This is a genomic window from Corynebacterium macginleyi, from assembly GCF_003688935.1.
Taxonomy (GTDB): Bacteria; Actinomycetota; Actinomycetes; order Mycobacteriales; family Mycobacteriaceae; genus Corynebacterium; species Corynebacterium macginleyi.
In genome coordinates this window covers 145153-172043 of sequence record NZ_REGE01000003.1, presented here as the reverse complement: position 1 = coordinate 172043, position 26891 = coordinate 145153, and the positions used below count along the sequence as shown (strand labels likewise).

Here is a 26891-nt window from a genome sequence, read left to right as displayed (position 1 = left end):
AGTGAGCGACTTTCGCCTCCTAGCAATCCACGCACACCCGGATGATGAATCCTCCAAGGGTGCTGCGACCACAGCACGTTATGCTGCAGAAGGTGCGGATGTAATGGTGCTGACCTGCACCGGCGGTGAACGTGGTGACATTATTAACCCGGCTATGGACCGTCCTGGTGTTAAGGAAAACATGGCTGAGGTACGCCGCGAGGAGATGGCTACGGCAGCCCGCGCGCTTGGGGTTGAACACCAGTGGTTAGGTCACGTTGATTCTGGCTTGCCAGATCTTGAGGAAGGCAAGAGCATGGAAGATCTCTTGCCGGAAGGCTGCTTTGCTCTGATGGGCGATGATGCAGCGGCCCAGGAAATGGTGCGCGTTATCCGTTCTTTCCGCCCGCACGTCATCATTACTTATGATGAAAATGGTGGCTACCCGCATCCGGACCACCTCATGGTCCACCGAGCTTCCATGATCGCATGGGAAAAGGCCGGTGATGTTTCCTATCACCCAGAATTGGGCGAGCCCTGGGAACCGTTGAAGCTGTACTACACGCATGGCTTTGTGTACCAACGCATGAAGATGTTCCACGATCTTCTTGTTGAAGAAGAAAAGCCCAGCCCCTATGGTCCCATGTTGGCCCGCTGGGATACGGCTTTTGGTGATATTATGGCTCGCGTTACCACGCAGGTGGAGTGCGCTGCTTACTTCCAAAACCGGGACGATGCGCTGCGGGCGCACGCGACGCAAATCGATCCCGCGGGTGCATTCTTGGCCACCTCCGTGGAGGTCCAACAGCGCTTGTGGCCAACGGAAGAGTTTGAATTAGCTAAGACCCGAGTATCAACCTCGCTGCCGGAAAATGATTTATTTGCGGGCATCGAAAAGAACGAGGAGACTTAAGCCATGAGCGTCTATGACTCCCTTTTCCTTGTCGTGCACGATGTCAATGTCCTTGCACAAGGCCTAGAAGGTGCTGAGGGCGGACCGATGGGGCCCGAGTTTGGCAAGGCCTCTCCCATCGGGCTGCTTATCTTGGCCCTCATGGGCGTTGCTGTGCTGGTAGCAGGCTGGAACTTTCACCGTCGCTTTTCGCGCTTCCGTCGGCGCACCATGTTCGCTGAGGATCACGGAATCGATCCATTCGATGAGGAAGCGGTAGATGCGGCTCTCAAGGAAGCTGGTCTTTACGACAACCGCAAGAAGTCGATTTTCTAGGCGGCTGGAGTAATCAACGTGGTATTTCTCAAGCGGCTGATGTACCCCTTGTATGAAGCACGCCTGGTGCGGCTTATCAAGGGTAGACCGCAGCCGAAGCACGTGGCGATCATGGCCGACGGCAACCGCCGCTGGGCGCGGGAAGCCGGGTTTACGGATATTAGCCATGGTCACCGCCAGGGTGCGAAGAAAATTGGAGAGATGATCGCGTGGTGCCGCGATACCGATATTGAAGTAGTAACTATCTACCTCTTGTCCACAGAGAATCTCAAACGCAGCCAGCAGGAAGTGCAGCTGCTTTTTGACATCATCTCTGATGTGGTCGCGCACCTATCCCGGGGAGATCTGGATTGTCAGGTGCGTCTTGTGGGCAACTTGGATCTGTTGCCCGTACCGGTAACACAGCGCATGGTAGATGCCGCTGAGGAAACAAAGAATAACCAGGGTATTATTGTCAATGTGGCCGTCGGCTACGGAGGGCGCCAGGAAATCGTTGATGCCGTCCAGAACCTGGTGCGCAGTGAGGCCGAAAAGGGCACGAGTGCGGCAGGCATGGCAGATAGAGTTACCGCGGATTCGATCACGGAACACCTGTACACCAAGGGTTTGCCGGATCCAGACCTAGTGATTCGTACCTCCGGCGAACAGCGCCTTTCCGGGTTTTTATTGTGGCAAGCAGCCTATTCAGAAATCTGGTTCACCGATACTTATTGGCCGGCATTCCGGAAGGTGGATTTCCTGCGCGCGCTGCGTGACTATTCCCAGCGTTCGCGCCGTTTTGGCAAGTAGCGGCTAAATTTTCCGCATCCGTACCTGTTCGACGAGGTGGTGTGAACCCTTTTTTAAGACCAGTGAGGCGCGCACGCGTGTGGGAAGAATATTTTCCACCAGGTTCGGCAGGTTAATGGATTGCCAAATCTCGCGGGCCAGGGCGCGCGCCTGCTCATCGTCCATATCGGCGTAGGCTGCGAAGTGCGCATTGGGCCGACGGAATTCGGTGTGGCGCAGCGTGAGGAAGCGATCGATGTACCACTGTTCAATATCGTCCGTGCGGGCATCGACATAGACGGAGAAATCAAAGAGATCTGCGATAGTTAGGGTGGGGCTGGTCTGCAGGACGTTGAGGCCCTCCAAAATCAGGATATCGGGCTGGTTGACCTCTTGACAGCGATCTTTGACGATGTCATAGGCGATATGCGAGTACAGCGGCGCCTTGACTACGGGTTTTCCTGACTTGACGTCGGTGACAAAGCGCATGAGTGCGCGGCGGTCATAGGATTCGGGGAAACCCTTACGCTTCATCAATCCGCGGTCTTTCAGCGTTTGGTTGGGAAAAAGGAACCCGTCCGTGGTCACCAAGTCAACCTTTGGGTGAGAGTCCCAGCGCTGGAGCAGTACTTGGAGTAGGCGGGCGGTGGTGGATTTACCCACGGCCACGGAACCGCCCACACCGATGACGAACGGCACGTGCGTTGGTGGGTTGCCCAGGAAGGCTTCGGTTGCAGCGGTGAGTTGTTGTCGGGCGGTGACCTGCATGTGTATGAGACGGGAGAGTGGAAGGTAGACGTCTGCTACCTCGTCCAAATCTATGCGATCGCCAATGCCCCGTAGCTCGTCTAGCTCGTTTTCTGTCAGCACCTGCGGCATGGATTTGCGAAGTTCACGCCAGGCTTGACGGTTAAAGTCGAGGTAGGGGCTCGAATCCAGGTTGCGCGACATGGCTCAATTGTCTCACGCAACGATAGGGGAGTGAAAAATTGCCCCTGTACGGTAGTCCAAAGGATATGATGTGTAATGGCTCATACTGCTTCCTACCGAGAAGAGGACTAGTTTATATGGCTTCTTTTACTACTGACCTGCGCGATCTTGACCCAGAAGTTTTCGGCGCTATTCAGGGAGAAATTTCCCGCCAGCGCGAAACCCTGGAAATGATCGCCTCTGAGAACTTCGTGCCGCGCGCTGTCTTGCAGGCACAGGGCTCCGTCTTGACTAATAAGTACGCCGAGGGCTACCCCGGGCGTCGTTACTACGGCGGTTGCGAGCACGTCGACGTTGTTGAGGATCTCGCCCGCGACCGTGCGAAGGCGCTTTTCAACGCGGAATTTGCCAACGTGCAGCCGCATTCCGGCGCTCAGGCTAATGCCGCCGTTCTGTCCAGCATCGCAGAGCCAGGCGATAAGATCCTCGGCCTGTCTCTAGCCCACGGTGGACATCTGACGCACGGCATGAAGTTGAACTTCTCCGGCAAGCTATACGATGTCGCAGCTTACGGCGTGGATCCAGAGACCATGCGCGTCGACATGGATAAGCTGCGTGAGCAGGCACTCAGGGAAAAGCCAAAGGTTATCATCGGCGGCTGGTCCGCTTACCCCCGTACCTTGGATTTCGCGGCCTTCCGTGAAATCGCCGATGAGGTGGGAGCTTACTTGTGGGTAGATATGGCCCACTTCGCGGGTCTGGTTGCTGCGGGTCTGCACCCGAACCCGGTGGAGCACGCCGATATCGTCTCGACCACCGTGCACAAGACCTTGGGCGGTCCGCGCTCTGGCATGATCTTGGCCAAGCAGGACTACGCAAAGAAGCTGAACTCCAACGTCTTCCCCGGCCAGCAGGGTGGACCGCTAATGCACGCGGTGGCGGCAAAGGCTATTTCTATGAAGATTGCGGCCAGTGAAGAGTTCAAGGAGCGCCAGGAGCGCACCCTCGAGGGTGCGCGAATCGTGGCCGATCGCCTCTTGGCAGAAGATACGCGGGCAGCCGGCGTTGACGTCGTCTCTGGCGGCACCGATGTCCACCTCGTCCTGGTGGATCTGCGCAATTCGCAACTTGATGGTCAACAGGCAGAAGACCTCCTGCACCAGGTAGGAATCACCGTCAACCGCAATGCGGTCCCCAATGATCCGCGCCCGCCGATGGTTACCTCTGGCCTGCGCATCGGCACTTCCGCCCTGGCTACCCGTGGTCTCGATGCGGAAGCCTTCACCGAGGTTGCAGACGTCATTGGTACTGCTTTGGCACAGGGCACCAGCGCCGACGTGGAGGCACTTCGCAAGCGCGTCGATAAGATCGCCATGGACTACCCGCTGTATGAGGGTCTCGAGGACTGGAAGCTGGTTTAGTCCTTATCGTCTGCGGCGTCTTGGTGGGCGTCGTGGTCGCGAGCCTGCGCCAGTGTAGCGTGGGCTCTCTGCAGCCACTGCGGGGAATAGTGTGCGCATCGCGGTACCGGACGGTCACTGTTGATTATGTGGTTCGCTCAGGTTTTGACCGTAACATCGTCAGTAGACTGTGCTTTATGCTGCGCTTAGCTTTTGTTACCGGTACACAAGCTGGAAAATGGTTTCGGAGATTTCAGGATACTACTGCGCACGGTGGTTTATTCACCATCGATGCGGATGACAGCATGGCAGAATTGCTCTCCGGCAACGTGGATGTGGCGCTCATGCGCCTGCCGGATGGTCGGGTGGATGACTCCTTCCACGTGGTGCGCCTGTATGAGGAGACCCCCGGCATTGCGGTTCCCAAAGACTCTGTCTATGCGGAGGTGGGCGAGGCGCTCGCGCTTGCCGATGTCTCCGATGAACACCTCAACTACCAGCTCACTGATTCCGGTGAAGTCGATATCGCCGCCGTACGCGAGGCATTGCAAGTGGTCGCAGCCAATGTGGGCATCGCCATCGCACCGCTGCCGCTGCTTAAAATCCTCAGTAAGAAACAGGTGGTACCGCTCGCGCTGACAGGCAGTGAGGTGCCGGTCACCGAAATCGCCTTGGTCTGGCGGAAATCCCATGACAATGAGGCTATTCAGGATTTTGTGGGCATCGCCAAGGGCCGTACCGCCCGCTCTTCTAGACAGGAAAAGCCGAAGCGCACAGCCCGTGAAAAAGCCAAAACCAAACAATCTCGAAGGATTGTTAACAATCCGTTACAAAAACCAAAGAAACGTCCTAAACAGCGCAAACGGCGATAAACTGACATCTAATCCGCGCAAAAACCGATGTACAGAGTGGCCCCACAGTGCAGATCGCGTATACCGTTGGCTTCGTTCGCCACAATGGCGGCTAAAAACTACAGTGAACTAATTTTTGGCTGAAGAAATCGAAAGGTAGATCTAAAAATGCGCAAGATGACACGTCGTTTTGTATGTGGCTTTGCAGCCGCAACCCTATCCATTGCTCTCGTCGCATGCTCGGACGCCAAGGAAGCTGCCGATGATGCCAAGGATGCCGCTGGTTCCGTAGCCGCAGACGCCACGGATGCTGCTGGCTCGGCCGCTTCCAAAGCTACCGAGGCCGTTGGATCCGCCGCCGCAGAAGCAACCGGTTCCAAGGACGATAAAGCAGATGGTGCCAAGGGTGACACCCAGACCATTACCACCGCTCATGGTGATGAAGAAGTTCCCGCTGACCTCGCAGCTGCGGTCGAGCAAAAGCAGGCCGAGTGGGGCGAGGTAGAGAACGTGGAGTCCTCCGATGAGGGAACTTTAGTTGCTTTCGAGGGCGGCAAGTACTTGGCTTACTCCGAACAGACTGGTGTACAGCCGGTCATAGGCAAGATTGCAGAAACTTGGGTGAATGAGGGTGGCCTCGCCTCCTCCGTGGGGCTTCCTACCAAACCGGAGGCTGCGGCAACCAGCGAGAAAGGTTGGACCCAGAAGTTTAGCAATGGCACGATCTCCTGGACGCAGGGTGACGACGGCAAATTCCGGGCTGATATTGACGCCTAAAAGCTCAAAACCGGCGGCGGTTTGAGCGGTACGCCGGTTACCTCTAGTCACCTTCCCTGCGGGTTTTCCCGCAGGGATTTGTCGTTTTCTTAAAATTCATCTTCCACCCATGTGATTTCAACCTTGGGTGCTTAGGTTGGGTGGCAGTCCCCTAAGAGAGCGCAGTACTAGCGGCTCTGGGGGATAAACAAGGAAGAACAGCTGTCTACCGTTTTGCAAAGGAAGATTCCTGCCATCATGACTCGCCCCTCTGTACTTTCTACTCCACTAAGCACCGCAGTTAATGAGGTCGCTACAAAGACTTACGTCCTTGATACCTCGGTTCTATTATCTGACCCGTGGGCGCTGCGAAAATTCGCTGAGCACGAGGTCGTCCTTCCCGTCGTGGTTATCTCTGAATTAGAAGGAAAACGTCATCATCCGGAGCTTGGCTGGTTCGCCCGCCAAGCTCTTCGTTTTTTGGAAGAGCTGCGCGCTACATATGAGGCCCTCGACCAGCCCGTCCCGGTCAATGTGGCCGGTGGTACCGTGCGGGTAGAGCTCAATCATCAAGACCAGTCGCTCTTACCAGCGGCATTCCGTGGGCCGGAAGGCGATCACCGCATTCTGGCTTGTGCTTTGAATCTGGCACACCAAGGCAAGGACACGGTCCTGGTCACCAAAGACGTGCCGCTGCGGGTTAAAGCCGGCGCCGTGGGCGTGCCGGCCGATGAATACCACGCCCAGGATGTGGCTGTGACCGGGTATTCGGGCATAGCCACCGCCTATACCACCGTCGATGTCATCGATATCCTCTACCGCGATGGGCACGTGCTGCTCGATGGGGTATTTACGGATGATGGCACCCCAGTAGAAGACTTGCCGGTAAATTGCGGCATCACTTTGGTTGCCGGAGCGCAATCCGCCTTGGGTCGCATCATGCCAGGCGGGGCGGTGCGCCTGGTGCGCGGTGATCGAAGTGCCTTTGGCCTGCAGGGGCGTTCGGCGGAGCAGCGCATCGCCCTGGATCTGCTGCTGGATCCGGAGGTCGGCATCGTCTCCATCGGGGGTAGGGCCGGCACCGGAAAATCAGCGCTGGCTTTGTGCGCCGGGTTAGAGGCTGTCTTGGAGCGCGGAGAACACCGCCGCATTGTGGTCTTCCGGCCCATGTACGCCGTCGGCGGGCAATCGCTGGGGTACCTGCCGGGCTCTGAATCAGAGAAGATGAATCCGTGGTCCCAGGCGGTCTATGACACTTTAGAAAGCTTAGTCTCTGACAATGTTCTCGAAGAAATCCATGAGCGCGGGCTCATCGAGGTCCTTCCGCTGACCCATATCCGGGGGCGCTCCCTGCACGATGCCTTCGTCATCGTGGATGAGGCGCAGTCGCTGGAGCGCAATGTTTTGCTCACCGTGCTTTCGCGCTTAGGGGAAGGCTCGCGAGTGGTGCTCACCCATGATGTCGCCCAGCGCGATAACCTGCGGGTGGGCCGCCACGATGGGGTACAGGCGGTAATCGAAAAGCTTAAGGGCCATGAGCTTTTTTCGCATATTACCCTTAAACGATCCGAGCGCTCCGCCATTGCGGAACTGGTAACCGATCTATTGGAGGGCAATGACTAAGCAAGCGCAGGCTAGTAGCTCGGACGCGGACAGTGAGTTTTCTGAATTCTTTATAGCAACAATCATCCAAGAACAGTAATAATGGTGCTTATGAGCGAGAACGCCAAGCAGACGTCTGCGGACGATAAGAAAAGAGATTTCCGTATCCGTCCCTTCACTTCGGCCGATTACCCACAGATGAGGGAGATCTATGAGCAAGGCTTGAAAACTGGTCACGCCACCTACGAAACTCGATCTTTGACGTACGAGGAGTTTACGGCCTCCAAGATCATGGCCTCGGTCCACGTGGCCGTTGAGGCGGACGATGATTCGAAGGTATTGGGGTGGGTGTCGGCCGCCCCGATTTCCTCGCGCACCGTCTTTCATGGCGTCGTGGAAGATTCCATCTATCTGGGATCCGCTGCCCGAGGTCGTGGCATTGCCGGGGCCCTGCTTGATTGCCTCATTGAGGTATGCCAAGACCTGCACAAGTGGGCCATCCACTCCTGGATTTTCCCGGAAAACGAGGGCTCTGCGGGTCTGCACAAGTCCCGCGGTTTTGAAAAGGTCGGCACCTACTCCCATATGGCCAAGATGACCTATGGTGAATTGGCCGGTCAGTGGCGCGATACCGATGTCTACGAGCTCTTGCTTCCCAAGCCAGAGGAAAAGAACCGCTAAAGGCACTATGCCTTCTTACAGCACAAAGGCCGTAGCTTATGCCAAAGGGAATGTATAAACCCGGCCGCTACGGCTTTTATTTGTTTTCTGCCACTGCCGGTGTGTGACCGGGCTTGGTGAGATACGCAGTCTGCGACTGCGCGGGTACGTTCCTTCTTTCGCGCGAGGCCATGGCCGTTCGAGGGGCGGGTTGAGAGGAGAGGTGGGTTCTAAGGGGGGCATCGGCAAGCAGCACCGCAGTGTGCAACGCATACAATTTCTTGCTGGTAGCGGAGGTTTTTGCGAGGTTGAGCGGCAATTAACCGATTGTTTCCTTTAGCCGTTCTTCGCGCAGGGGAAGCAGGATGAGGAGGGCGACGATGACGAGTGGAACCATGAGCGCTATGACTGGGGTCAGCCCTTCATTATAGGAATTTACTACTGCCTGCTCGAGTGGCTCTGGCAGGGAAGAAACGAGATCTGGGGTAAGGCTATTAGCATTGCCATTAGCAGCATTGAACTTTTCGGCGTAGGCCGTGTCTCCAGGGCCCAGCTGCTGGATAGCCTGCGGCAGGAGGTTGGCCATTTCATCTTGCATGTTGTTGATGAACATGGAGCCAACCAGGGAAGCTCCTAGGGCAGAACCTATTTGGCGGAAGAAATTATTCGCTGCGGTGGCCGTGCCCACCTGGGAAAGCGGGAAGGAATTCTGGACGATGAGCACTAGTACCTGCAGCACCATGCCCAGACCGATACCGAAAACTAGGAACTCTATGCCTAGCTGCTTAAGTGAAGTCTCTACCGACAGGGCGGACATCCACAACAGCGCACCGGCGGTGATAGCCAGGCCGATGAGCGGGTAAATCTTGTAGCGGCCGGTGCGGGCGATGATGAAGCCGACACCGGTGGAAGTACCGATAAACCCAATCATCATCGGAACCATCATCAGGCCAGCGTTGGTGGGCGATAGGGTGTGAACCATCTGCAGGTAGGTGGGCATATAGCCCAGCACGCCGAACATGGCCAGGCCCAATATGACACCGGATAGGGTGGTCAGGGTCATATTGCGGTTTTTGAATAAGTAGATTGGGATAAGTGGTTCGGTGGCGCGCAATTCCACGAAGATCGTACATATTGCGCCGACAAGGGTAATGGCGCCGAGAGTAAGGATCATCGGGGAGTTCCAGTCATACTCGGTGCCGCCCCAGGTGGTCATGAGGATAAGGGAAGCGGTGGTAACGGCGATGAAAGTGGCGCCGAACCAGTCGAAGCGCTTCATATTTGCCTGCCCTACGCGCAGGTTCAGCACCAGGATGCAGACCACCATAGCCAGTATGCCGAGTGGGATATTCATCCACATGCCCCAGCGCCAGCCGGGGCCATCAGTAAACCAGCCGCCCAAGACGGGTCCAAGGACGGAGGACAGGCCGAAGACGCCGCCCATGATGCCCATGAACTTGCCGCGCTCGCGCGAAGAGGTTACTTCGGCGACGATGGACTGCGAGGAAATCATCATGAAACCGGCTCCGAAGCCTTGCACGGCGCGGGCGACGATAAGCACCGTCATGGAACCGGCGCAACCGCCGATGGCGGAGCCCACAATGAAGACGGCGATGCCGCCAATGTAGAGCCACTTGCGCCCCAGCATGTCACCCAGCTTCCCGGAAATCGGCATGGCGATGGTCATGGTGACAAGGAATGCGGAGATGACCCAGCTCATGTGGTCAACGCCGCCAAGCTCACCAACAATTGTTGGCAGCGCGGAAGAGAAAATCATTTGGCTCAGCGAGCTCATCAACATGGTGAGCACCAGCGCGGAGAAAATGAGCCCCAGGTTATCCGTCCGCGACTGGGCCTGCCCAGGAGCCTTTTCGGCTGTATCTACCATCGGATCCCTTTCATGACATCGTTGATCAAAGTCAGTGAATCTTTGAGACGCGAACTGAAGGCGTCGCTGCAATCGCAATCGGGGGCGGCGATGGACAGCCAGAGGGCCTCGCGGATTACACCGGCAATGACCATGGCCTCGGTTTCTACGGAATGGCCTTGGAGAATGCGCAGGTCCGGTTCCCGGTTAAGGCGCTTCTCGATGAGCCTAATGAGCTCGAAGGATTTCGCCCGCTTGCGGCTAATGGAGGCGGCCGCGGCATCTGGGTCATTAGCAATGCGCTTGCGCCGCTCCAGGATCGTGGGTTCAACCTGATAGCCCTCCATGTGCTTTTCCACCAAGTTAAGGACTAGATCCAGGATGTTCGTGGTGGGTTCATGAAGGAAGCGCTCGCGCATGTCCTCGGTGAAATCAGCGCTTGGTGCCCCGAGAACGGCGGATTCCTTTGAATCAAAATAATTAAAGAAGGTGCGCCGAGATATACCGGCTAGTTCGCAAATCTCTTCAATAGTGACCTCGCTAAAGGAATGCTTGTCCACCAACTCGGTGGCAGCATCCTCAATGCGTAGCCGTGTTTCTAGGCGTTTTTGCTCACGTAGTGATAAGTCTTCTTGCACAGAATGCAACTTTACACTCAGTGTAAAATTACACCAAGTGCAAAAATGGGTGATGCTGTCGATGGGTCAGCCGAATCATTGTTGTAGGTCACAGCTTGTGCTTACCCGGTGGCTCTTTCTTTGCCCGCGCTTCCCCTCCTCGGGAAGTGTGCCTAGCCATGTGAAAACCCCGCTCAGAAGGATTTTTCGAGCGGGGTTTAGAGCGTTAAACGCGGGCTAAATTAGATGCTGTCGCGGTCGCGGTTGGTCATGCTCAATACATTCAAGCGCTTGTCCAACTCTTCTTCGGTGAGGTTCTCGCCGTCAACAAAGCCCAGGTCGATGACGGCCTGGCGGACGGTGATCTTTTCATTGAGGGCGTGCTTTGCGGCCTTAGCGGCGTTCTCGTAACCGATGGCGGAGTTTAGCGGGGTTACGATAGAGGTAGAAGACTCCGCGAAGTGCTTCATGCGCTCCTCATTTGCCTCAATGTGGTCGACGCACTTCTCGGCGAAGACACGGGCGGAGTTAGCTAGCAGGCGGGCCGACTCGAGCACGTTGCGTGCCATCATCGGGATGAAGACGTTGAGCTCGAACTGGCCCTGCGCGCCGCCGAAAGCAACGGCTGCGTCATTGCCTACTACCTGGCCGGCCACCATGGTGACCGCCTCAGGGATAACCGGGTTGACCTTGCCCGGCATGATGGAGGAACCAGGCTGCAGGTCCTTCAGGTGGATTTCTGCTAGGCCGGTCAATGGGCCAGATCCCAGCATGCGTAGGTCATTGGCAATCTTGTTGAAAGATACGGCCACCGAGCGCATGGCGCCGGAGAACTCTACAAGTCCATCGCGGTTCGCTTGTGCCTCAAAGTGGTTTTCTGCTTCCTTTAGGTTCTCAACGCCCGTGAGCTTCTTGAGTTCCTCGGTCACCTTGCTGCCGAAGTCAGCGGAGGTGTTCAGGCCGGTACCGGTTGCGGTACCACCGATAGCGAGTTCGCCCAAGCGCGGGAGCGTAGCCTCGATACGCTCGATGCCAAGCTCCACCTGGCGGGCATAACCGCTGAATTCCTGGCCTAAGGTGATGGGAGTTGCGTCCATCAGGTGGGTGCGGCCGGCTTTGACGACGTCTGCGAATTCCTTCGCTTTCTTGGTCAAGGACTCGTGCAGGACCTTTAAGCCCGGAATGAGGTCATTGACGGCCGCTTCCGTGGCTGCCACATGGGTGGCGGTGGGGAAGGTGTCATTGGAGGACTGACCCATGTTGACGTCATCGTTTGGGTGAACTTCGACGCCTTGCTTATGTGCCAGGGAAGCGATGACTTCGTTGGTGTTCATATTGGAAGAGGTACCGGAGCCGGTCTGGAAGACATCGATGGGGAAGGCATCGTTGTGCTTGCCCTCTGCAATTTCCTTCGCAGCGGCAATAATGGCGTCTGCCTTTTCTGCTTCGAGGCTGCCGGAATCCCTGTTGACCTGGGCGCATGCTGCCTTGAGAAGGCCAAGCGCACGGATCTGCGCAGCTTCTAGGCCGCGGCCGGAAATGGGGAAGTTGTCTACCGCGCGCTGGGTCTGTGCGCGCCACAGGGCATTAGCGGGAACTTTAACCTCGCCCATAGTGTCATGTTCGGTACGGTATTCGGTCATGAAAATCACCTCGGTTATCTGATCGTGTGCGTCTACCCCCTAGTATGGCGAAAAGCTAAAAGTAAGAGGACGCAAACCCAAGCGTGCCCCGCCATATGGGGGTGAGTTTTAGTTCTTGGTCGGATCCGAGTAGTCCACCACGGAATATTCCTGCAGTTTAGACAGCTTGTGGAAGGAATCGACGTAGCGAATGGTGCCGGATTTAGAACGCATGACCAGCGAACGGGTAGAGGCACCATTATTGCGGTACGAGACACCCCGGAGCATGTCACCATTGGTGACACCGGTGGCGGCGAAATAGCAGTTCTTGGAAGAGACCAAGTCATTGGTTCCCAGTACCTTATCCAAGTTATGTCCGGCGGCGCGGGCCTTTTCTGCTTCCTCTTCATCTTTCGGCCACAACTTGCCCTGGATTTCACCACCCATGCACCGCATCGCGCAGGCGGTGATGATGCCTTCGGGGGTGCCGCCAATGCCCATCAACATGTCAATGGAGTTGGAATCCTGGCAAGCGGCGATGGCGCCTGCTACATCGCCGTCCATGATGAGGCGCACCTTGGCGCCTGCCTCGCGGATTTCCTGGATGAGCTTCTCGTGGCGTGGGCGGTCCAAAACCACCACGGTGACATCCGCAGTGCGTAGGCCTTTTGCCTTCGCCACTGACTTGATATTCCACTGCACGGACTGGTTGATATCGATAGATCCGACGGCTTCTGGACCTACGGCGATCTTTTTCATGTAGAAGACCGCAGACGGGTCGTACATAGTGCCGCACTCTGCGGCGGCAATTACGGAAATGGCATTCGGACGCCCCTCGGCCATCAACCGCGTGCCGTCGACGGGGTCTACGGCGATGTCCATCGCCGCGCCTTCACCGGTACCGACTTCTTCGCCATTGAAGAGCATCGGGGCCTCATCCTTTTCGCCCTCACCAATGACCACGACCCCCTTCATTGCCACGGAGTTAATTAGCTTGCGCATGGCATCGACTGCCGCGCCATCGCCCTCATTCTTTATGCCACGACCAACCCAGCGGCCAGAGGCCAAGGCGGCGGCTTCAGTCACGCGCACCAGCTCCATGGCCAAGTTACGGTCGGGCAAATAAGAAGTATTTTCGGACATGTGTAGTGGTTGCCTTCCATGTTTTCTCGCCGTGGGGGGTAATTCCCACGCGCTTAGTACTCTACGCTTCCTATTCTGGCACTTTTTGGCGCCAATAGGTCCGATTTGGGGCCCCTTTTGCGGGTATTCCTCTCTCGAGGCAGCATTATCTGCGCGAACGAGCACGCGCGGGAGGCATGTGGCACTCGCATGGTGGCTCATGCGATACTAAGGCGCGTGGCAGCAGAACAAAGACCGAAGATTTTCGAAGGTGCTCGTGACATCACCTTGTCCCTTTTCGTAGTGGTCGCCATGATGTTGCTCGTGGTGGGCGCCACCGGGCTTTGCTCGGTGAATCCGGAAACAACACGGGGCCCAGTCCAAGAAGTAGACGAGGAGACCTTCCTGGATACGCAGGCCCGTGCAGGCATAGGTGCTATCCGAGATCCCCAGATGCCCGAAGGCTGGCAGGCTAATGCCGCCCGCCGTTCGCAACTAGGCGGCGAAACAGCCACCGTGGTCAGCTGGCTTACCGCAGACGGAAACTACGTGGAATCCACCCAAACCCAGGTTTCTGCAGAAGACGCGGGTAAAAAATACGACGCTAACTACCGCGGGCTGACTTCTACGCGCGAGGTAGCTGGCCACCAAGTGCGCGTTCTGGCAAGCGATGACGATTCGGTGCGTCGTTTGTGGATCATTAATCTAGGCGATGCCCGCCTCATCATCTCTGGTGCAGCCCCCGATGAAGAATTTGCGGCGGCCACCCAGGCTTTCATCAAGGCCAAACCTATAAGCGGAAAGTAACCTCGCTGAGCCCCTCGGCGTCTGCTTCCACTGTGACTCCCTCGATACAACTGGCGGTTTCTTTTAAGGCAGCGGCATCCAGCCCGCTCAAGCGGGTCTTTTCTAGGTAGACATCCACGCGCTCGAGCTGAGAACGCTGCGGGTGGATGGAGACTTGGACCACTTTGGCATCGGCAAGCAGAAGCATGATGGACTGGGAGAAGTACCCCAGTTCCTCCTCGGTGGCCGAAACCTGGGTACTGGTATGTGCCGGTCCGAAAAACTCCTCTACCAGGGCGCGGGAATCGCCGCCCATAATGGAGCCCGCCGATGCCGATTTGGACACGAAATCAATCCGCTTTCCCGGATAACCATAAATCTGCACTAATCTTCACCTTCCGCGGCCTGCTGCTCTCTGTTTTCCGCCCTTTCGAGGGCATCTTCCACGCGCTTGGAGGCACCCTCTAGGTGGGACTCGCATCTGCGGGCAAGCGCCTCGCCGCGTTCCCAGTACTTCAGTGACTCGTCCAAGCCCATCTGGCCAAGCTCTAATATCTTCACAGTCTCAATAAGCTCATCGCGCGCCTGTTCGTAGTTCAATTCCTCTACGGGGGCAAAGGCATCCCGGCCCGGCTGGCCAGTACCAATGTTTTCTTCTGACATCAGCAATTCTCCTATTACTTTTGGCTAATCAGCGGCCCGGGAGGCCATGGAAACGGCGGTGATAGAACCATCGCCCACGCGAATGCGCAATTGCGCGCCGGGCGGTGATTGCTCATAAGAGCTAACTACCTCCGGATCGCTGCCATCTTTGGGTAAGACCTGGACAATAGAATACCCACGGGCAAGTGTGGCTGAGGGGCCCAAAGCAGAAACCCGTGCGCGCAGTGACTCCACGTGTCGAGCCTCGCGATCCAATAGCACCCGCAGCTCACGACGCATACTCGTGCGCATTCGCTCTACCTCTTCGCGTCGGGCGCGGATTGGCGTCAACGGATCGGCCAATACCGGTCGGGAGCGGATAGTGTCCAATCCACGGCGCTCACGTTCTACCCAGCCGCGCAGCGCCGCCGCCATGCGGGATCGCGCCTCTGCGATGGCGGCCCTTTCCTCTACTACGGACGGGACCACGCGCTTGGCCGCATCCGTGGGTGTGGCCGCGCGGACATCCGCCACGTTATCTAACACCGGACTATCCGGCTCGTGGCCAATCGCAGAGACCACCGGGGTGCTGGCGGCTACGACGGCGCGTTGTAGGGCTTCCTCAGAAAAGGGCAAGAGGTCTTCGACGGAGCCGCCACCGCGGGCAATAATGATGACGTCAATTTCCGTATCGGCGTCAAGCTCCCGCAGAGCCGAAATCACCTCGGGAACGGTATTTGTCCCCTGGACCGCGGTATTGATAACCCGGAATTGAACGGCCGGCCATCGGTCGCGGGCCACCGCCATTACATCGTGCTCGGCGGCTGAACCGCGTCCTGTAATCAGGCCGATTTTCTGTGGCAGGTAGGGAAGCGGGCGCTTGCGGGCGGGATCAAAAAGGCCTTCTGCGGCAAGCTGTGCACGCAGCTTTTCAATGCGTGCCAATAAATCGCCGATACCGACGTGGCGAATTTCCGTGGTCCATAAAGAAAAGGATCCGCGGCCGGCATAAAAAGCGGGCTTTCCATGCACAATCACGCGGTCGCCGTCTTTAATCGGTGTGGGCAACTTCTGCAGCATTGAAGAAGAGCAGGTCAATTGCACCGACTTTTCCTGCTGGACATCGCGCAGGGTGAGATAGGACAGCTTCCACGTGGGCTTGTAATTGATCTGGGTTAATTGACCTTCCACCCACAGAAATCCCAGCCGCTCAATCCAATCCTTCACTCGGTCATTGACCTGGCCCACAGGCCACGGGGTCTCTGGAGTATTTGCCGGTTGGTTCACGCAGCCCCCCTTTCCTTTTCAAGCGCCTTACGGTGCCCTTTAGTGTAGGTGTTCTGAGTAAGCCATGTCTCGCTTGGGTGGCCTGGATGGGCACTTTTGCTACTAGATAGACCTTACTATTGTTTTGCTTTGCCTTTCGATACTCTGGGAGGCATGACTGATGGTAAAAATGTTCTCCTCGCGGCACCGCGCGGTTACTGCGCTGGAGTAGATCGCGCCGTCGAGACCGTAGAAAAGGCGCTAGAAAAATATGGCGCACCCATTTATGTGCGCAAACAGATAGTTCATAACCGTTATGTCGTTGAATCTTTGGCCAAGCGCGGAGTCATCTTCGTTGAAGAAGCGGCCGAGGCTCCGGAGGGGGCTCACCTCGTTTTCTCCGCCCACGGTATCTCCCCGGCGGTGCGCCAGCAGGCGCAGGAGCGCAAGCAATTGACCCTGGATGCTACCTGCCCCTTGGTCACCAAGGTGCACAAGGAGGCGCAGCGTTTTGAGCGCGACGGCTACCACATCCTCCTCGTAGGCCATGAAGGCCACGAAGAGGTAGAAGGCACCGCGGGCGAGGCTCCCGAGGTCACACACCTGGTCGATGGTGTCGAAGGGGTGGACAAGTTGCCCGACTACCTGCAGGATGAAAAACTCATCTGGCTTTCACAGACCACGCTCTCGGTAGATGAAACCGTCGTCATCGTCAATAAGCTGCGCGCGCGTTTCCCGCATTTGCAAAACCCACCGTCAGATGACATTTGCTACGCTACCCAAAACCGGCAAGAGTCCGTTAAGGCCATCGCGCCGAAGTGTGATCTGGTGATCGTGGTGGGGTCGAAGAACTCGTCGAACTCGGTGCGCCTTGTAGAAGTCGCACTCGAAGCGGGCGCGCGCGACTCACACTTGGTAGACTTCGCCGACGAGATCGACGAATCGTGGTTAGACGGTGTGGAGACCGTTGGTGTGACCTGTGGTGCCTCCGTGCCGGAACTTTTGGTGCGCGAGGTCCTTGAATACTTGGATGATCGGGGCTTTAATGACGTGGAGCAAGTAACCACCTCCACGGAAACCATTACCTTCGCGCTGCCGCGCGATCTGCGCCCCGCGCGCACCTAGCGCTGTATCGCCTAAAACAACGAAAAACTGTGACACCGGCGGGTTCTCAAAGAATGCCGGGGCTGGCAGTTGTGTCTATTCGTACAGGTTATCTTCCCAACGCTGCTTCTTGGCAGCGTCTTTTGTTGGAGAGGGGGGACCTGGCTTGGGGGCCGGTGGTGTCGCGTCCCCGGCGCGCCGGTGCGGATCCGGTTGCAACCGATTTTCGCGTTGCGCTTGCTGCTCACGACGGCGCTCTTCCCGGTCGCGGCCGCGGATACGATCCTGAGGCTTCCGCGGCGGTTGTACCTGCCCCTGCAATCTATGGCGAGAAGCGCGAGGGGAATGAGCCTGCGGGTTTTCGGATCTATCGCGAGCCATGAGTTCCGCGACGGAGAGCCGCTCAGAACGGCTGTGGCGGTACCGCTTGGTATCTGCGCGCCGTGAGACCTTTTGCTGATTCACGGCGCTCTGGGCCGTCCTGCGGAAGCGTATCCAGCGCAAGATACCAATTGCGGTCGCGCCGAGAAACGCTATCAGCAGCCACAAGAAGTTTTGGACTAGCGGATACACGGAGGTTAGTAGCGATGTTTTGGAAAAACTGGTGCCTTCTGGAGCACCGGACTTGGTGATGAAGATTCCTGCTGTCACCACAGTTACCGCATACAAAATGGGGATGGACGCGATGGATAGGAATAATCCCCGCTCCTCAACGACGAGTGCTATAAGCAAAGAGCTGATGATGAGGAAGGAAAAGTACATCCAGCCTATGGAGCCTGCAAGAATGGAAATCAATGCGCCGGTGAGCAACAATGCCGCCAGTAGCCCAAGGCCCTTCAGCAGCGAGATGCTCGGCATGCTCAGACGTTGCGCGGCGGGAGGCTTTCGTTGTTTGGCTAGTGACACGTCGCAAAATCCTACCGTTTGGCGCGGACCAATGGCTATATCCACGCAGTAAAACTGTCTAGATTTTAGGAAGAATTTGTCCCGCGCGGCCATGTATCAATGGGGGACGGCGCCCGAGGGGGTCTGTTCGCTCGGCCGGGAATTTCCATATCGTGAAGTTTGCGGGCGGTCACGCCTACGCGCGAATCCAGCGAGGACAGCGTGGAATTATAAGCCTCTACCGCCTTGGCGAGGTTCTGGCCCACCTTGCCATAGTGATCCGAAAGGATATTGAGCCGTGAATAGAGCTCGCGTCCGAGGCGCTGGACTTCTTTTGCCTTGGCGGAAATATCTTCCTGGTGCCAGCTCATAGCGACCGTGCGCAAGAGTGCGAAGAGGGAGCTTGGAGTGGCGATGACCACGTTACGCTCAAAACCGAACTCGATGAGCTCAGGATCGACCGATAGTGCCGCATCGAGGAAGGGATCCGCGGGTATGAATAGGACTACGAATTCCGGCGTGGGTTGAAAGGCCTCGATATAGTCCTTATGAGACAGTGCCTGGATGTGACTGCGCAGCTGAAGTGCGTGGCGGCGCAGGTAGCCGGAGTGTTGTTCTGGATCCACGGTTTCCAGAGCATCGAGGTAGGAGGAAAACGGGACCTTGGCGTCGACGATGATATGTCTGCCACCGGCCAGATTGATGAGCATATCCGGGCGCACAATGCGCCCATTTAAAGAAGCAGAGACTTGGGCATCGAAGTCCACATGCGCCGTCATGCCACCGAGTTCGACGACGCGCTCGAGTTGAATTTCGCCCCACCGGCCGCGCACATTGGGCGAGCGCAACGCCGTAACGAGCCGATCCGTGCGTTCCGTGAGCCGGGACGAGGCGCGGGTCACCGCCTGTACTTGGCTGGACAGGGAGGCCAGGTGGGCAGTGCGGTCTTCTTCCAATTCCTGAAGTTGGAAACCGAGCCTATCCACGGCCTTTTCGAGCGGTTGCAGCTCGGCCTGGCGGCGCTGGGATTCTCGCAACTCCCGGTGTTCCTCGCTCGGCGCCGACCGGAAGGCGGAATGGGAGTGGGCCAACCATCCTAAGACGGCGCCTAGTAGTAGACCGATGAACAGCAGTAGCACGGGCACAGTGGAAGTCATAGGTTTCACTGTGACACGAGCTGCCGACACAGCATACTATTTATTCGAATCTCCGTTCAAAAGATTTTCGAACACGTCCCGCGCCCGGCGCAGATTGTAGGGCATGCTTGGTTTGTCAGAGCCTTTCGGGGTGGAATCGACGTCCACGGAATCATCGAGCTTAGTGGGCGCGCCTTCGGAGGCGGAATTCGCGTCTGCGATATCGGGGGAGACGTGGTCTGGTACATTGCGCCACTGCTCGCGCTTGTACTGTGCTTGCTCTTCGGTATAGAGGCCGATGAGATAGCCTGCGACGGTGGAGTAGTTGAGCTCGGAGGAACTCTTTTCCCCGGACTTAAGCTTCATCATGTCCTGCACGTAGCGGTAAGAGACCGCGATCATGGCGGCGGTCGGTACGGCCAAGAATCCACCAATGAGCCCGAACAGCGCGGAGCCGACGATCACGGAGACCACAACGATAACCGGGTGCAGGTTCATAGCTTTTGCCTGCAGCCACGGTGAAAGAACGTTGCCTTCAAGCTGCTGGACCAAAAGAACTAGGCCCAAGACCAAAAGGGCTTGGGTCAAGCCCAAAGACACCAAGGCGATAACCACCGCGAGCGCGCCAGCGACGATGGCACCTACGAACGGGATGAAGCCGGCGACGAAGGTAATGATCGCCAGAGCCATCGCCAACGGCACCCCGATAACAACGAGGCCAAGGCCAATACAGACGGCATCAATAAGCGAGACCAAGGCCTGTGCCCGAATGAATCCGCCCAGGGTATTCCAGGCTCGCGTGAGCAGTTCCGTGAGGTGCCAACCGGCGCGCCGGCCGGTGGCATCGCGCAGCCACGGCAAGAATTTGGTGCCGTCCTTGAGAAAGAAGAAGGTGAGTACCAGCACGATGAATACCGTGAAGAAAAATGAAGTGGCAGTGCCAATGCCCGTGAATACGGACCCGGCAATGACGCCGGCGCGCTGCTGTAGCCATCCTGCGGCCTCGTCGATGTAAGTGCTCATATCATCACTATCGAGGTTCAAGGGCGGGCCTTGAGCCCATAGCTGGAGCTGCTGGATGCCGGAGACCGTTTGTAGGTAGAGCGACTGGGATTGCCGCATGAAGTCCGGCGCCACCGAAGCGATGAGCCCTCCGACGGCTGACGAGGAAAGCAGGATCGTTATGATCGCCGCGAGGCCCGCGGGTAAGCCCTTCGTGCGCATCCACCGCGCGATGGGGTTTAAGACTGTACAGATAATAAGGGCCAAGAGCACCGGGAGAATGCCCTGCCAGAAACTGCCGAGGACGTGATAGATCGCAAAAAGGAAAACGCCAATTACTAGCAGTCGCACCGCCCACAGGGAGGTAGATTTCACCATTTCGCCCGCAATGACGCAGCGATCGACCTGATTGCCCGGGGGATGCGGCGATACATCCCCCAATTGGCTGGTGTCGAAGTCAGCGTCCAATTTATCACCGAGGCTTGCCTGCGGCTTTTCGGGTTTTGGTTGCTTATCAGAACTCACCCCACCATCTTGCCTCATAACGTAGTAGGTGCGTTAGGATTAGCCCCGTGAGTCTTACCCTAGGAATCGTCGGCTTGCCCAATGTGGGCAAGTCCACGTTGTTTAATGCCCTGACCCGTTCTGAAATTCTGGCGGCTAACTACCCATTCGCCACCATCGAGCCCAACGTGGGCGTGGTGGAGCTGCCGGATCCCCGTTTGGACGCCCTCGCTAAGATGTTCAACTCGGAGCGCATCTTGCCGGCGACGGTATCCTTCGTGGATATTGCCGGCATCGTCGCTGGCGCCTCGCAAGGCGAGGGTATGGGTAACGCGTTCCTGGCCAATATCCGCGAGGCCGACGCCATCTGTCAAGTTGTGCGCGCCTTTTCTGATGACAATGTCATCCACGTCGATGGCCAAGTAGATCCCGCGAACGACATTTCCGTTATTAATACAGAGCTTATTCTGGCGGATCTGCAGACCATAGAGAAGGCCCTGCCGCGCCTGGAAAAGGATGTCCGGAAGAATAAGGATTTGGCACCTGTGGTGGAGGCCACCAAGAAGGCGCAGGAAATCCTGGAAGATGACCGGACCCTCTTCGCCGCTGCCAAGACCGGCGAGATCGATCTCTCCCTCGTCCGCGAGCTGCATCTGATGACGGCTAAGCCCTTCCTCTATGTCTTCAACTCGGATGAGGCTGTGCTTACTGATGCCACTAAGAAAGACGAGCTACGCCAGCTCGTCGCCCCAGCAGATTGTGTCTTCCTCGATGCACAGACTGAATCGGAGCTCTTGGAGTTAGATGAGGCCGAGGCGAGCGAGCTGCTTGAAGCCGTAGGTCAAGAAGAGCCCGGTTTGGCTACCTTGGCCAAGGCTGGTTTCTCCACCTTGGGACTGCAGACCTACCTTACCGCCGGTGAAAAGGAAGCCCGCGCGTGGACAATTAAGCAGGGCGCTGTCGCACCTCAAGCCGCCGGCGTTATTCATACCGACTTTGAAAAGAAGTTCATCAAGGCCGAAATTGTCTCCTTCGACGATCTTGTCGCAGCCGGTTCCATGGCCGAAGCGCGAGCCCTTGGCAAGGTGCGCCAAGAAGGTAAGGACTACGTCATGCACGATGGCGACGTGTGTGACTTCAAGATCGGTGGCTAAATCCTAGTTTGTTGCAGGTCGCGATGGTACACGTGGCGAGAGTACGAATTTAGAGTTATCCTATTTGTGTACTCAACAACAAAAGGAGGTCATAATAATGGCTGAGCTAGAGAACAAGACTATCGCAATCGTTGCTACCGATGACTTTGAGGACTCTGAACTGACCTCTCCGCTAGAGGCCGTGCAGAAGGCCGGGGCTACCGTGAAGGTTTTGGCACCTAAGGCCGGCACCATTACTGGCAAGAACGGTACCGAGATCACCGTTGATGCTACGACCAAGGACTCCGAAGGTGAGACCTTTGATGGCATCATCCTTCCTGGTGGAACTAATAATGCTGACCTCATCCGCTTGGATGAAGCAGCCGTCAACATCGTGCGCAAGCACATGGCCGAGGACCGCCCCTTGGGTGTCATCTGCCATGGTGGCTGGATCCTGGCAGATGCAGAGGCACTCAAGGGTCGTACCCTGACGTCCTTCCCGTCCCTGCAGACTGACCTCCGCAACGCCGGTGCTACCTGGGTTGACGAGGAGGTCCACTGCGACCAGGGCTTGGTCTCCTCCCGTACCCCGGATGACCTGCCCGCATTCAACGCGAAGTTGGTCGAAGAATTCGCCGAGGGTCAGCACTAAATTAGGCTAAAGGCTCAATTACTCCTTACGAACCAGAGTGTGAGAAACCTCCTGGTTCGTAGGGAGTTTCTCGTCTATGGCGGCCTCAATGGCAGAAACCACCCGCTCGCGGGCCTTGGCCGATCGACTTCCTAATTGCTCATCGACAAGGGAAATAAGAGCTTCTAAGACTAATAAAAACGCTACGCGCGAGGAATTTTCGAGCTCGGTGCGGAATGTTCCATCTGGTGAAGGAATGAGCAATATATGCGTCGACATGCGTGCAAGGGCTGTATAAGAAAATGAAGTCACTGAGATAATGGGTGCTCCAGCTTCTTGGGCGGCCACCGCTGCCCTGAGCGTTAAGGAGGTTGATCCTGAGCCTGAAATAACCAGACAAGCAGAATCGCTATCTAGCAGAGAAGCGGAAATGTGCTGCCCCATTGGCTCGCTAATAAACTCTGCGGGTCGGCCGATGCTGGTTAGTCGGAGCGCTGCTGTTTGCGCTACCGGTGCAGAAAGGCCGTTTCCAATTACCAAGACGCGTTTGGCGGTGGCTAAAACGGAGACCGTGGAGGATAAGTCTTCCTCATCGAGCAACGCAGTTAAACCATGCAAATAACTGCGGAAAGATTCTACTTCCGTGCGCATGTGGCCAACGAAGGTTTTATCCTTTTCTTCTGTCGGTTGTTGGGGCCTTTGTGCTAATTCATGAGTGAGGGATACACGCAATTGCTGGTAGCCGTCATATCCCAGCGCTTGTGCTGTTCGAATCACTGAGGTTCGAGAAGTGCCAACTTTAGTCGCAAGCTGGTCTGCCGTTGCCTCCAGAGCAAATTCCATGTCCTGCAATATCGTTCGAGCTACGCGCTGTTCGATTGGCGGTAGCCCAGGCATGCGAGTCAAAATGTGGGCGGAAAGGGGCGTGTTGTGCAGCATAACTATTGTGATTCTATTGGTATCGGGCCGCAACGAGGCGGCGGCGCAAGGCGCCAGAAATGGCATCAATAGTCATAGTAATTATCACCACGACAATGAGTAGTACCCCGACTACATCCCATTGCCGATATTGCGTATAACCAGTGAGCATATCGCCGATGCCACCCACTCCAATGAGCCCGAGCACCGCAGAGGTGCGTACATTGATTTCAAAGCGGTAAAGCGCAAGAGAGGCAAGTTCCGGCTGTACTATGGGCCATGTACCCCAGCGCACCATTTCCGCTAAAGTTCCGCCCGAAGCTTGGACAGCCTCTGCCGGCCCAGTGGGTGCGGTTTCAATAGCTTCGTAAGTCCATTTCGCATGTGTTCCGACGCCCCCAATCGCCAAGGCTAAGGCGCCAGTAAAAGGTGTTAATCCGGTAACCGTGAGGATAATTATGGCAATGATTATTTCTGGGACGGCTCGAATAATGGCGAATATGCCGCGCAACGGTAAGCGTACCCACGATGGGGAGACGGTATTGGCCGCTAAAATACCCAAAACTGTGGAAATAATGACGCCGATGAGAGCGCCAATCCACGCCATAGCCACTGATCGCCAAGTTTGAAATAGGGCTTCTTGCAGCTTTGACCAGTCCGGATTCGAGAACATTAAATACAGATAATGAGGGATGCTCTGGGGAAGTCCTCGTAGGGCCGCCATATCAATTGTGATATAGCCGCAACTTATCGCGATAAGGGCAATAATGACTCCCCAGGTTAGGTAAACCCAAGGGCTGCGTCTCTGCGAAGGAAGTGCTGTGGAACCAGTTTGGGGCGGTGCAAGGGCGGTCATCGGAGTCTCTTTCTTAAGCTGACGGACACAACCTCCAAGGCGATGATGACGACAAGGAGTTCTAAAACAATGGCCGCAAGCGCGTCATAGCGGTAAAAGCCTCGGACTTCATCGATAAGTAAGCCGATACCACCAGCTCCCACCAAACCTAAGACTGCAGAAATGCGGACGTTCAGCTCCAGGGAGTAAATCACCTGACTGATAAAAGTAGGCATTGTCTGTGGCAGCGCTGTAACGCGATTGATCTGGGGTTGGGTGCCGCCTGCTGCGCGGCCGGCTTCCATATAGGAATCATCGGCCGAATCGATGGCTTCTGAAACAAGCTTTACGACGATCCCGATATCGAACAAGATCAGAGTGATAATGCCAGGTAGCGCGCCTACCCCGACCATGGCCACAAGGATCGTGGCGTAGACGAGATCGGGTACAGCGCGCACCACATTGACGATCCCGCGTACCAGAGTGCGCGCCCAAGTAGAGGGGTTTGTGGGGCGCGCAGCCCACAGGGATAAGGGAAGTGCGATAGCTGCAGAAATCGCTGCACCGATGATGGACATGGCGATGGTCTCTAGCATTGGTTCTTTGGTGCGGGTGAGCACGGACCAATCGGGGGAAAACATTAATGCCAGGCGGTCGGCACCATTTCGCCAATTTTGCGCGATTTGCGCAAAGTCAATTTCGATTCCACCCCAGTTCGGGATACATGTCGTAATCGTTATCGCAATAAAAGCGATCGCACCAAGCGCTTTTTTCTGCCAGTGTCTCGGTTGTGGCGGGAGGACCGGTGCACTCATGCAGTGCTTCCTAGCTGATCGTTTTCTTGAATTTTACGGCCATAGATTTCTTCAAAGTCAGCAAGTTCGGAATCTGCGGCGGCACCATCAAAGACGATGTGCCCATTACGAATACCGACTATACGAGTCGCATATTGCTGTGCTAAGTCGACGAGGTGCAAATTCACCAACGTGGTAAGACCTCGCTGGGCATTAATGCGCTGCAGGTCCTGCATGACGGAGTGGGCGGTGGGAGGATCGAGGGAAGCGACGGGTTCATCAGCAAGCATTATGCCCGGCTTCTGTGCTAACGTGCGGGCGATGGCGACGCGCTGTTTTTGCCCGCCGGATAACGCTCCCGCCTTATTCCACGCCTTATCGAGGATACCGACTTGGTCTAGCGCTTCCGCTATTTCCGCTTTATCTGCTGCTGTGGAAAGTCCCAATATCGTCCTCCAGGTGGGATTATGCGAGAAGCGTCCTACCAAAGTATTGGAGAAGACGCTTGCACGATCCGCGAGATTAAACTCTTGGAAAATCATTCCAATGTGACCGCGTAGTTTTCTTAAGCTCGCTCCATTAGCCGCAGAGATTTCGTGCGGACCGACGAATACTCTGCCGCTGGTGGGTTGGATAAGACCATTGATACAGCGGATGAAAGTAGATTTGCCAGATCCAGAGAGACCGACAATGGCTACGATTTCTCCGGGAGCGATATCAATGGAGACCCTGTCTAGGGCGAGGGTCCCGTTTGGGTAGCGAACCGAGACATCCTCAAAGCGAATTCCCCAAGCGTCTTCGGTGGAGGGAGTGGCCATGGTCAGCCTTTCTGAATCAAGCGTGGTGGGAAAGGGGCTACTGAGAGAAGCGTTCGTTCACCTTGCGTGCCTTCTCAATGGCATCAGGCTGGATTGGAACCCAATCAGTAATGTCGAAAATTTTGGACATGGTCTCTGGGTCTACTTCGGAGAAGCCGTCCATCAGATTGGTGATTTCATCGCGCATGTCTTCGGGCACATCGTCGGAGATGACGACACCACCGTTGGGATACATCTCCGTCAAGCCAAAGACGACGAGTTTGTCCGCCAGATCCGGTGCTTCCTTGGCGTCGATGGTGGAGCGAGCATCCCAAAAGCTAAATCCAACCTCAGCGTCGTCGTTGTAGACGGCCATGATGGAAGCGTCATTAGAAGTGACTGGTACCTTCTTCAAATCATCGACACTTAAACCTTGATTCTCCAATGCCATTACTGGAAGCTGGTATCCGGCAGGAGATGTTGCACCCAGCATGGCTACTGGGGTGTCTTTCTCGATCTTTTTTAGTGCTTCCAGTCCCTTCGGCCCCTGGCCTTTATTTTCTTTTGCCGTGGCAGTGCCATTGCAGTACAAGTACTCGGTGTCATTGGCATTATAGGTTGCTTTGACAGGTTTATCCTCGCAGTACTTATCTGGGTTATTGGTGACGAATTGGCCGGCGTAGTTTGCCGCACCAAACCGCTCGTCTTGCAGTACGGCATGGGCGCCATACATATCTTCGGCGGAAGCTAATTGGGCAGCGGAGGCGATGGCGATATCTGCTTGGCCAGAGCCAATGGCTTCGACGGCTGCTTGGTAGTCCTTGGTGACTACACCTTCGACCTCAACTCCTAGCTCATCCGATAGATAATCAGTCAATGGCTTGGCCGTAGTCACCAAGTCATTGACTTTCTCGTTGGGAATTAAAGCTAGCGTGAGCTTATCTGGTTGTTCATCGGAACCTCCATCTTTATCTGCAGAATCGGAAGAACAAGCAGTGAGTGAAATCGAGAGGGCGAATACAGAGGCAGCAACAGTGCGTAGACGGCGCATGACAG

General features: G+C 56.3%; 28 protein-coding genes. 12 read left to right on the top strand and 16 right to left on the bottom strand.

Annotation, left to right across the window (positions count from 1 at the left end; translation table 11 throughout):
• The first annotated feature begins 1 nt into the window (after nt 1).
• Genes mca through D9V82_RS04120 form a run of 3 tightly spaced genes read left to right on the top strand, consistent with a single transcriptional unit; the run spans nt 2 to nt 1996 of the window.
• Nucleotides 2-892 (top strand): mycothiol conjugate amidase Mca, encoded by an 891-nt coding sequence (gene mca / locus D9V82_RS04130; RefSeq protein WP_121911127.1) that lies wholly within the window; start codon nt 2-4, stop codon nt 890-892.
• Between the two features lie 3 nt (nt 893-895).
• The gene (locus D9V82_RS04125; RefSeq protein ID WP_121911126.1) at nt 896-1207 is read left to right on the top strand and encodes a hypothetical protein; all 312 of its coding nucleotides are present in this window, start codon (nt 896-898) and stop codon (nt 1205-1207) included.
• Between the two features lie 18 nt (nt 1208-1225).
• Nucleotides 1226-1996, top strand: coding sequence for an isoprenyl transferase (locus D9V82_RS04120; RefSeq protein WP_121911125.1), 771 nt, complete (start codon nt 1226-1228; stop codon nt 1994-1996).
• A gap of 3 nt (nt 1997-1999) precedes the next feature.
• Here the strand turns inward: D9V82_RS04120 and coaA are convergent, their stop codons facing one another.
• Nucleotides 2000-2926 carry a type I pantothenate kinase gene (gene coaA, locus D9V82_RS04115; RefSeq protein WP_121911124.1) on the bottom strand — a complete coding sequence of 309 codons (927 nt, stop codon included), beginning with the start codon at nt 2924-2926 and terminating at the stop codon, nt 2000-2002.
• A gap of 116 nt (nt 2927-3042) precedes the next feature.
• Between coaA and glyA the strand changes: the two genes are divergently transcribed.
• From glyA to D9V82_RS04090, 5 genes are all read left to right on the top strand, one after another.
• Nucleotides 3043-4326, top strand: a complete 1284-nt coding sequence (gene glyA / locus D9V82_RS04110) for a serine hydroxymethyltransferase (protein ID WP_121911123.1) — start codon at nt 3043-3045, stop codon at nt 4324-4326.
• A 176-nt stretch (nt 4327-4502) separates the two neighbouring features.
• Nucleotides 4503-5177 (top strand): LysR family transcriptional regulator substrate-binding protein, encoded by a 675-nt coding sequence (locus D9V82_RS04105; RefSeq protein ID WP_121911122.1) that lies wholly within the window; start codon nt 4503-4505, stop codon nt 5175-5177.
• 147 nt (nt 5178-5324) lie between these two features.
• Nucleotides 5325-5933: an LGFP repeat-containing protein gene (locus D9V82_RS04100; RefSeq protein ID WP_121911121.1), complete on the top strand. Its 609-nt coding sequence runs from the start codon at nt 5325-5327 to the stop codon at nt 5931-5933.
• A 237-nt stretch (nt 5934-6170) separates the two neighbouring features.
• Nucleotides 6171-7535: an RNA 5'-3' helicase PhoH2 gene (gene phoH2, locus D9V82_RS04095; protein ID WP_121911120.1), complete on the top strand. Its 1365-nt coding sequence runs from the start codon at nt 6171-6173 to the stop codon at nt 7533-7535.
• A gap of 81 nt (nt 7536-7616) precedes the next feature.
• The gene (locus D9V82_RS04090) at nt 7617-8195 is read left to right on the top strand and encodes a GNAT family N-acetyltransferase (protein ID WP_183122418.1); all 579 of its coding nucleotides are present in this window, start codon (nt 7617-7619) and stop codon (nt 8193-8195) included.
• Between the two features lie 298 nt (nt 8196-8493).
• On the opposite strand, the gene D9V82_RS04085 is transcribed toward D9V82_RS04090, so the two are convergent.
• The 4 genes from D9V82_RS04085 to glpX all read right to left on the bottom strand — a co-directional run bounded on the left by D9V82_RS04085 (nt 8494) and on the right by glpX (nt 13423).
• Nucleotides 8494-10062, bottom strand: a complete 1569-nt coding sequence (locus D9V82_RS04085) for an MDR family MFS transporter (RefSeq protein ID WP_121911119.1) — start codon at nt 10060-10062, stop codon at nt 8494-8496.
• A complete protein-coding gene (locus tag D9V82_RS04080) occupies nt 10056-10679 on the bottom strand; it encodes a TetR/AcrR family transcriptional regulator (RefSeq protein WP_121911118.1) in 624 nt (207 codons plus the stop codon). Before D9V82_RS04080 ends, D9V82_RS04085 begins: the two co-directional genes overlap by 7 nt.
• A 221-nt stretch (nt 10680-10900) precedes the next feature.
• The gene (locus D9V82_RS04075) at nt 10901-12301 is read right to left on the bottom strand and encodes a class II fumarate hydratase (protein ID WP_121911117.1); all 1401 of its coding nucleotides are present in this window, start codon (nt 12299-12301) and stop codon (nt 10901-10903) included.
• Between the two features lie 108 nt (nt 12302-12409).
• Complete coding sequence (gene glpX / locus D9V82_RS04070; protein WP_121911116.1) at nt 12410-13423, bottom strand: class II fructose-bisphosphatase; 1014 nt, start codon at nt 13421-13423, stop codon at nt 12410-12412.
• A gap of 216 nt (nt 13424-13639) precedes the next feature.
• On the opposite strand from glpX, the gene D9V82_RS04065 reads away from it, so the two are divergent.
• Nucleotides 13640-14209 carry a DUF4245 domain-containing protein gene (locus tag D9V82_RS04065; protein WP_121911115.1) on the top strand — a complete coding sequence of 190 codons (570 nt, stop codon included), beginning with the start codon at nt 13640-13642 and terminating at the stop codon, nt 14207-14209.
• Here D9V82_RS04065 and D9V82_RS04060 read toward each other — a convergent pair.
• From D9V82_RS04060 to xseA, 3 genes are read right to left on the bottom strand one after another with little or no spacing between them, the layout of a single operon-like run.
• Nucleotides 14193-14573: a hypothetical protein gene (locus D9V82_RS04060; protein ID WP_121911114.1), complete on the bottom strand. Its 381-nt coding sequence runs from the start codon at nt 14571-14573 to the stop codon at nt 14193-14195. The two genes, D9V82_RS04065 and D9V82_RS04060, sit on opposite strands and share 17 nt — an antisense overlap.
• The gene (locus D9V82_RS04055; protein ID WP_121911113.1) at nt 14573-14851 is read right to left on the bottom strand and encodes an exodeoxyribonuclease VII small subunit; all 279 of its coding nucleotides are present in this window, start codon (nt 14849-14851) and stop codon (nt 14573-14575) included. Before D9V82_RS04055 ends, D9V82_RS04060 begins: the two co-directional genes overlap by 1 nt.
• Nucleotides 14852-14875: 24 nt before the next feature.
• Entirely contained in the window at nt 14876-16117 is a 1242-nt protein-coding gene (gene xseA / locus D9V82_RS04050; protein WP_121911112.1) for an exodeoxyribonuclease VII large subunit, read from the bottom strand.
• A gap of 153 nt (nt 16118-16270) precedes the next feature.
• On the opposite strand from xseA, the gene D9V82_RS04045 reads away from it, so the two are divergent.
• Nucleotides 16271-17221 carry a 4-hydroxy-3-methylbut-2-enyl diphosphate reductase gene (locus D9V82_RS04045; RefSeq protein WP_121911111.1) on the top strand — a complete coding sequence of 317 codons (951 nt, stop codon included), beginning with the start codon at nt 16271-16273 and terminating at the stop codon, nt 17219-17221.
• Between the two features lie 75 nt (nt 17222-17296).
• On the opposite strand, the gene D9V82_RS04040 is transcribed toward D9V82_RS04045, so the two are convergent.
• The 3 genes from D9V82_RS04040 to D9V82_RS04030 form a co-directional block, all read right to left on the bottom strand.
• On the bottom strand, nt 17297-18106 hold the full coding sequence (locus tag D9V82_RS04040; protein WP_239088589.1) for a DUF6542 domain-containing protein: 810 nt from the start codon (nt 18104-18106) through the stop codon (nt 17297-17299).
• Nucleotides 18107-18171: 65 nt separating this feature from the next.
• Nucleotides 18172-19242 carry a DNA recombination protein RmuC gene (locus D9V82_RS04035; RefSeq protein ID WP_121911109.1) on the bottom strand — a complete coding sequence of 357 codons (1071 nt, stop codon included), beginning with the start codon at nt 19240-19242 and terminating at the stop codon, nt 18172-18174.
• A 36-nt stretch (nt 19243-19278) separates the two neighbouring features.
• On the bottom strand, nt 19279-20766 hold the full coding sequence (locus tag D9V82_RS04030; protein ID WP_121911108.1) for an AI-2E family transporter: 1488 nt from the start codon (nt 20764-20766) through the stop codon (nt 19279-19281).
• 29 nt (nt 20767-20795) lie between these two features.
• On the opposite strand from D9V82_RS04030, the gene ychF reads away from it, so the two are divergent.
• Both ychF and D9V82_RS04020 read left to right on the top strand, forming a co-directional pair.
• Nucleotides 20796-21881, top strand: coding sequence for a redox-regulated ATPase YchF (gene ychF, locus D9V82_RS04025; RefSeq protein ID WP_121911107.1), 1086 nt, complete (start codon nt 20796-20798; stop codon nt 21879-21881).
• 97 nt (nt 21882-21978) lie between these two features.
• Nucleotides 21979-22512 carry a type 1 glutamine amidotransferase domain-containing protein gene (locus tag D9V82_RS04020; RefSeq protein ID WP_121911106.1) on the top strand — a complete coding sequence of 178 codons (534 nt, stop codon included), beginning with the start codon at nt 21979-21981 and terminating at the stop codon, nt 22510-22512.
• A gap of 18 nt (nt 22513-22530) precedes the next feature.
• On the opposite strand, the gene D9V82_RS04015 is transcribed toward D9V82_RS04020, so the two are convergent.
• Genes D9V82_RS04015 through D9V82_RS03995 form a run of 5 tightly spaced genes read right to left on the bottom strand, consistent with a single transcriptional unit; the run spans nt 22531 to nt 26886 of the window.
• On the bottom strand, nt 22531-23430 hold the full coding sequence (locus tag D9V82_RS04015) for a MurR/RpiR family transcriptional regulator (protein ID WP_167449723.1): 900 nt from the start codon (nt 23428-23430) through the stop codon (nt 22531-22533).
• A 13-nt stretch (nt 23431-23443) separates the two neighbouring features.
• Complete coding sequence (gene phnE, locus D9V82_RS04010; RefSeq protein WP_121911104.1) at nt 23444-24265, bottom strand: phosphonate ABC transporter, permease protein PhnE; 822 nt, start codon at nt 24263-24265, stop codon at nt 23444-23446.
• Nucleotides 24262-25059 carry a phosphonate ABC transporter, permease protein PhnE gene (gene phnE, locus D9V82_RS04005; RefSeq protein WP_121911103.1) on the bottom strand — a complete coding sequence of 266 codons (798 nt, stop codon included), beginning with the start codon at nt 25057-25059 and terminating at the stop codon, nt 24262-24264. Before phnE (D9V82_RS04005) ends, phnE (D9V82_RS04010) begins: the two co-directional genes overlap by 4 nt.
• Nucleotides 25056-25856 carry a phosphonate ABC transporter ATP-binding protein gene (gene phnC, locus D9V82_RS04000; protein ID WP_121911102.1) on the bottom strand — a complete coding sequence of 267 codons (801 nt, stop codon included), beginning with the start codon at nt 25854-25856 and terminating at the stop codon, nt 25056-25058. Before phnC ends, phnE (D9V82_RS04005) begins: the two co-directional genes overlap by 4 nt.
• Before the next feature lie 37 nt (nt 25857-25893).
• On the bottom strand, nt 25894-26886 hold the full coding sequence (locus D9V82_RS03995) for a phosphate/phosphite/phosphonate ABC transporter substrate-binding protein (protein WP_121911101.1): 993 nt from the start codon (nt 26884-26886) through the stop codon (nt 25894-25896).
• Nucleotides 26887-26891 lie beyond the last annotated feature (5 nt).

Coding starts and splice junctions, on each gene's coding strand:
- D9V82_RS04125 (WP_121911126.1), top strand. CDS start 896: ATGAGCGTCTATGACTCCCTTTTCCTTGTCGTGCACGATGTCAATGTC.
- coaA (WP_121911124.1), bottom strand. CDS start 2,926: ATGTCGCGCAACCTGGATTCGAGCCCCTACCTCGACTTTAACCGTCAA.
- glyA (WP_121911123.1), top strand. CDS start 3,043: ATGGCTTCTTTTACTACTGACCTGCGCGATCTTGACCCAGAAGTTTTC.
- D9V82_RS04105 (WP_121911122.1), top strand. CDS start 4,503: ATGCTGCGCTTAGCTTTTGTTACCGGTACACAAGCTGGAAAATGGTTT.
- D9V82_RS04100 (WP_121911121.1), top strand. CDS start 5,325: ATGCGCAAGATGACACGTCGTTTTGTATGTGGCTTTGCAGCCGCAACC.
- phoH2 (WP_121911120.1), top strand. CDS start 6,171: ATGACTCGCCCCTCTGTACTTTCTACTCCACTAAGCACCGCAGTTAAT.
- D9V82_RS04090 (WP_183122418.1), top strand. CDS start 7,617: ATGGTGCTTATGAGCGAGAACGCCAAGCAGACGTCTGCGGACGATAAG.
- D9V82_RS04085 (WP_121911119.1), bottom strand. CDS start 10,062: ATGGTAGATACAGCCGAAAAGGCTCCTGGGCAGGCCCAGTCGCGGACG.
- D9V82_RS04075 (WP_121911117.1), bottom strand. CDS start 12,301: ATGACCGAATACCGTACCGAACATGACACTATGGGCGAGGTTAAAGTT.
- glpX (WP_121911116.1), bottom strand. CDS start 13,423: ATGTCCGAAAATACTTCTTATTTGCCCGACCGTAACTTGGCCATGGAG.
- D9V82_RS04055 (WP_121911113.1), bottom strand. CDS start 14,851: ATGTCAGAAGAAAACATTGGTACTGGCCAGCCGGGCCGGGATGCCTTT.
- D9V82_RS04045 (WP_121911111.1), top strand. CDS start 16,271: ATGACTGATGGTAAAAATGTTCTCCTCGCGGCACCGCGCGGTTACTGC.
- D9V82_RS04035 (WP_121911109.1), bottom strand. CDS start 19,242: ATGACTTCCACTGTGCCCGTGCTACTGCTGTTCATCGGTCTACTACTA.
- D9V82_RS04030 (WP_121911108.1), bottom strand. CDS start 20,766: ATGAGGCAAGATGGTGGGGTGAGTTCTGATAAGCAACCAAAACCCGAA.
- D9V82_RS04020 (WP_121911106.1), top strand. CDS start 21,979: ATGGCTGAGCTAGAGAACAAGACTATCGCAATCGTTGCTACCGATGAC.
- D9V82_RS04015 (WP_167449723.1), bottom strand. CDS start 23,430: ATGCTGCACAACACGCCCCTTTCCGCCCACATTTTGACTCGCATGCCT.
- phnE (WP_121911104.1), bottom strand. CDS start 24,265: ATGACCGCCCTTGCACCGCCCCAAACTGGTTCCACAGCACTTCCTTCG.
- phnE (WP_121911103.1), bottom strand. CDS start 25,059: ATGAGTGCACCGGTCCTCCCGCCACAACCGAGACACTGGCAGAAAAAA.
- phnC (WP_121911102.1), bottom strand. CDS start 25,856: ATGGCCACTCCCTCCACCGAAGACGCTTGGGGAATTCGCTTTGAGGAT.
- D9V82_RS03995 (WP_121911101.1), bottom strand. CDS start 26,886: ATGCGCCGTCTACGCACTGTTGCTGCCTCTGTATTCGCCCTCTCGATT.